The sequence below is a fragment of the Planktosalinus sp. genome (genome assembly GCF_059864935.1).
This window is the reverse complement of the sequence record NZ_JCBCCK010000440.1, coordinates 1-4,702: the sequence shown is the minus strand read 5'-3', so window position 1 is coordinate 4,702 and position 4,702 is coordinate 1. Positions and strand designations below refer to the sequence as shown.

Genomic DNA, 4,702 nt, shown 5'->3' with positions numbered 1-4,702 from the left:
TAGGTCTCCAATGACACAGGAAAAATTATCGCCTTCAGGTTACTAAACAACGGAACTTATGACTCAAGCTTTGCCAATGCAGGTGCATATTTTGAAAATGCACACTATAACGCCCGGGCACTGGGTATAAAAACCACAGCAACTGGCAACATCGTTCTTGCCGGACACGGGCGATTTGGTCCCTTTGACCCCTATGGAATGATTTTAATCCAATTGAACGAGAATGGTATACTCGATACCGGTTTTGCGACAGCCGGTCGTGTGCATCTACCCATTTACAGCGAATCCAACGCTATTAGCCTGCATATTCTAAACGATGATAGTATTGTGGTAACAGGAGGCTATCAAAGTACCTATATTGCCAAATTTGACTCCCTCGGTTCTCCGGAAACCAATTTTGGAACAAACGGGGTGGTCAATGACTTCCATTTTCCCTGGACAGGATTTAATACGGTGTCCGTAGTATCGGGTAACAGGATTCTCCTAAGTGCGAACAACTCCTTTGGACATTGTGCACAGCAAAAGCAGGAAGCGCTGTTTATGCGACATTTTCTAAATGAACAGAGCCTAAACATAACAGCTCATCCCGCACCCGACCTTGCTGCCTGTGATACTTCCGCAAACGGTATCGCAACATTCGACCTGACAGTCAACGACAACATAATCATTTCCGGACAAAGCGGAGCAACAGTGAGTTACCACGATACCCTAGGTGATGCTCAAACAGGAACAGCTGCTATTCCAAATCCGCAAACCTATACAAATACCACAAATCCGCAAACCATCTATGCGCGCATTCAGGACGGTATTGGGAATTTTGACACTACAAGTTTTGATCTTATTGTTTACCCTAATCCAATTCCAGGTCTGGTAAACGATATGGCCTTGTGTGACTCAGGGAATGGTTCAGCCGATTTTGATTTGAGTATAGCCGGTGCGCAAGCTGTTGACGGTCAGCCAAATTTAACCCCCACATACTATAACACCATTGCAGATGCTGTAGCTGGTGGAACAGCGGGTCAAATTTTCTCACCATTTACAAGTGGCTCCCAAACTATATACCTACGTTTGACTGATGATATCACAGGCTGTTTTACAGTCGTTTCTTTTGAAATTGAAGTAGTGCCCACCCCCCTGATAACTTCCCCTGCACCTTTAAACATTTGTGACGAAGGAGTAGCAAACGGCATTGCCACATTCAACCTGAATTTGGCCACTACTCAAATAACAGGCAATGACCCTAACCTGGGCGTGACCTATTATGAAACCCAAGCCCAAGCAGAGACCGGAAATGTTGGAAATCAACTGCCCTTGATGTATCAGAATCAGAATCCCTATTTTCAGACTATTTATGTGCGTGTTGTAAATCTGACCACGGGTTGTTATAGCATAGCACCACTTGATCTAATAGTTGAAGTTGCCCCGGCAGCATTTGTCCCTGACCCATTGACTTATTGTGACCCTGTTAATGGCGGATTTGGATTTTTCACACTCACTGATGCTGATAATCAAATTACAGGAAGTACACCGGGGGTCAATGTAACCTACCACTTAACACCTTCAGATGCAGACAATGGTGTATGGCCGCAGACCAGTCCGTTTTTTAATACGGTACAATATACCCAGACACTGTATGCTCGGGTGTCGATAACCGGTATAGATTGCTACAACACCGTTGATCTTGATTTACAGGTGTTGGACACCCCTCAACTGGTGGTTCCCGACGATTTAATAGACTGTAACACCAATAGCAATGGTACAGCTGTATTTGATTTAACCGTTGTAGAGTCTCAAATGATGTCATATATCCCCAATCCAGGTGATTACAACATTTTCTATTATGCAACTGCTGCTGATTTGACCAATGACAACCCGATTTTGGTTCCCGGGGCGTACACCAATGTCGTACAATACCAGCAGACCATCTATGTAGTAGTAGAAGACGACACAAACAACTGTACCTCCCAAGTAGAATTTGAATTGATTGTTGCTGACTTGCCTGTTCTATTTCTACCCACACCTTTGGAACTTTGTGATGTAAACAACCCCGGAGACGAGCAGGAAGAGTTTAACTTAAGTCTGGCAACTCTGGAGATTACCGGAGGAGACACAAGCATTCAAGTTACCTATCACCTAACCCAGAGCGATGCGGACGCAGGAGTAAACCCTATAGGGCCATTATATACAAATGTGGTCAACTACCAGACCATATACATCCGTGTGGTAAGTCTGGGCGGCTGTGTGATTTCACAGGGCTATACACTAACCCTGATAGTCAACCCGCTGCCATCACCTCAAGAGCCGACACCTTTGGAAAAATGTGACCCTGACAATACCGGACATACTGAGTTTGATTTGGACAGTAAGATTCCCGAAATACTCAACAACGAGCCGGATGTTGTAATCACCTTCCACGAGACCTTGATTGATGCCCAAGATGGCAATTTTGCCCTGATGAGTCCTTATTTAAATGTCGTACAATACCAGCAGACTGTCTATGTGCGAGCCGAGAACACTATCACCGGTTGTTTTGCAACCATGGAGTTGTTGTTAATGGTCAACAATTCACCTAATGTGCCCTTAGTGCTGGACGACCTGGTAATATGTAGAGAAGATCCACCGGGTATCGGAATCCTCTTTGACCTAACACTTCAGGAGTGGGCTATTTATGGAACCCAAGACCCGACCTTGTTCAACCTGAGCTACCACTCAACACAAGGAGACGCACAAACAGGCACCAATGCTATAGCAAATCCTTCAGCTTTTGCAAACTTTACCAACCCGCAAACCATTTATATCCGTCTGGAGGACATTTATAACGGTTGCTTTGCCACGACTTCATTTGATTTGATAGTTGCACAATTATTCATGGACCAATCACCTGATGATATTTATATTTACGAAGGCGACGGCGACGGCATAGCAGTGTTTGACCTTACAGTAAACGAACCACTGATGCTGGGTAACCAAAATGCAGCTGATATTAGTTTTTCCTATTTTGAATCACTGGCCGATGCTTATAACAATACCAACGCTATTCAAAACCCGGACCAGTATATCAATACGGCAAATCCGCAAACCATTTATGTGCGTATGGAGCTAAACCTTATCACAGTCTGTTACCTAATCAGTTCGTTTGAAATTGAAACCGATGAATTTTTAAATTCCCACTCTCCAAATAATGTTCAAATAACCCTCTACCCCAATCCGGTAAAAGGCGATTTGTTCCTATCCATGGCAGAGACTATTGAACAACTGGAGGTATTTACCCTTAACGGGCAAAATCTACAGTTACCGGTAATCAATTTAGACAGTAACCAGAGAAGAATTGATTTCAGTGGTTTGGCTACGGGTGTTTACCTTGTAAAGATTACCTCACCAAATGGAGTGGCTGTAAAGCGGGTGGTTAAAAAATAAAATCCACAATAGAATCAAAAAGAGACTAATGTGGATTAATATATTTATTGGTTTTTAAATCAATGCGGGTTTTAAGACCCAGCAAATGGCGAACCAAAGATACCCACGGCGAGTTCTGCCCAAATGAGAAAGAATGCCAGTAAAACACCAACACAAATAAGTAGCCGGTGGGTTTTGGTTTTTACTGTTCTCAGGACAAGCTCACATATTGTGCCGGTCCCCAATAACAGTATTCCCATAATAAGAAAATCTCTCCCGTCCCAATCTACTTCAGGGGTGAACTGCATAGCAATCAACGGAATGAGCAGAAGAATTGTCACAGTGGCGAGAATCAGAAAAAATCGTTTGTTTTTCATATTAGTTATATTTATTACGTGATACATTTATCAGTCTATCCTTGTCTTTCTCCGCTCAAGGCATACCAGTTGATTTTTCGGGTGATGTACATTGTGAACGCCAGTATGGCCGTTAACCCAATACTGCCAATCAACAAGGCATAATCCTGTAACTGTAGGGTGACAAAAACAAAGGCATAAGTAAAACAAAGGATGACCACCAAAACAACGGTTTGTTTATTGCTTTGAAGTATTGCACGGGCATACAGTGCAATAATGCTGATGATAACCAAACTGCTTATTAGATAAGCCATATTGAAATTGGTATGCTCTGAAATGGATACCAGCAAGGTGTAAAACAACACCAATGCCAACCCAATCAGGATATATTGAAAGGGGTGCAATTTCTTTTTATTAAAAATCTCCACTAAAAAGAATGTTAGAAAGGTAAGTGAAATAGCCAATAAGGCATATTTGGCAGAGCGCATGGATTTTTGATAATCATTGGCAGGCAATAGTAAATTCACGCCAAAAGCCGATTTCTTCAAGTCATTTATATTTCTGTTTCCACGCCAATATTGCGGATAATTTCGGTTGAGTTCGAGTACTTTCCACTGTGCGTTAAACCCTGTTTCAGTAACATCACGTTCATTGGGTAAAAATGCACCAGTAAAGCCGGGATCCTGCCAGTTTGAAGTGATATCCACGCGGGTCTCTTTGCCCAAAGGCACAAATCCCAAAAACCGACTGCCTTGTATATCCAGATTAAAACTAAATCGGTTTACAGCTTCGGGTTGGGTATTCAAAATTTGTTTTACGGTAACTCCGGAAGCAACAATGGTTGGAATCGATGAACCCGGAGTGACCTCTTTGTTTAAATCATTCCACTTTATGACCACTTTTTCTTTAATCCCGCGCAGGTCAGAAACATGCAAAGTAAGAAAGGCTTC

At 42.7% G+C, this 4,702-nt stretch carries 3 protein-coding genes; 1 reads left to right on the top strand and 2 read right to left on the bottom strand.

Annotated features, from left to right (window positions below; genetic code table 11):
- Positions 1 to 198 precede the first annotated feature (198 nt).
- On the top strand, positions 199 to 3,417 hold the full coding sequence (locus AC6F75_RS13095; RefSeq protein WP_500715538.1) for an FIDD domain-containing protein: 3,219 nt from the start codon (positions 199 to 201) through the stop codon (positions 3,415 to 3,417).
- Between the two features lie 71 nt (positions 3,418 to 3,488).
- Here AC6F75_RS13095 and AC6F75_RS13090 read toward each other — a convergent pair whose 3' ends face one another.
- Together AC6F75_RS13090 and creD are read right to left on the bottom strand one after the other, a co-directional pair.
- Complete coding sequence (locus AC6F75_RS13090) at positions 3,489 to 3,773, bottom strand: hypothetical protein (RefSeq protein ID WP_500715537.1); 285 nt, start codon at positions 3,771 to 3,773, stop codon at positions 3,489 to 3,491.
- A 35-nt stretch (positions 3,774 to 3,808) separates the two neighbouring features.
- The coding region (creD, locus tag AC6F75_RS13085) for a cell envelope integrity protein CreD (RefSeq protein ID WP_500715536.1) at positions 3,809 to 4,702 on the bottom strand (894 nt) is incomplete at its 5' end.

Excerpts from the sequence above, each read along its gene's own strand:
- AC6F75_RS13095 (WP_500715538.1), top strand. The coding sequence starts at position 199 with ATGATTTTAATCCAATTGAACGAGAATGGTATACTCGATACCGGTTTT.
- AC6F75_RS13090 (WP_500715537.1), bottom strand. The coding sequence starts at position 3,773 with ATGAAAAACAAACGATTTTTTCTGATTCTCGCCACTGTGACAATTCTT.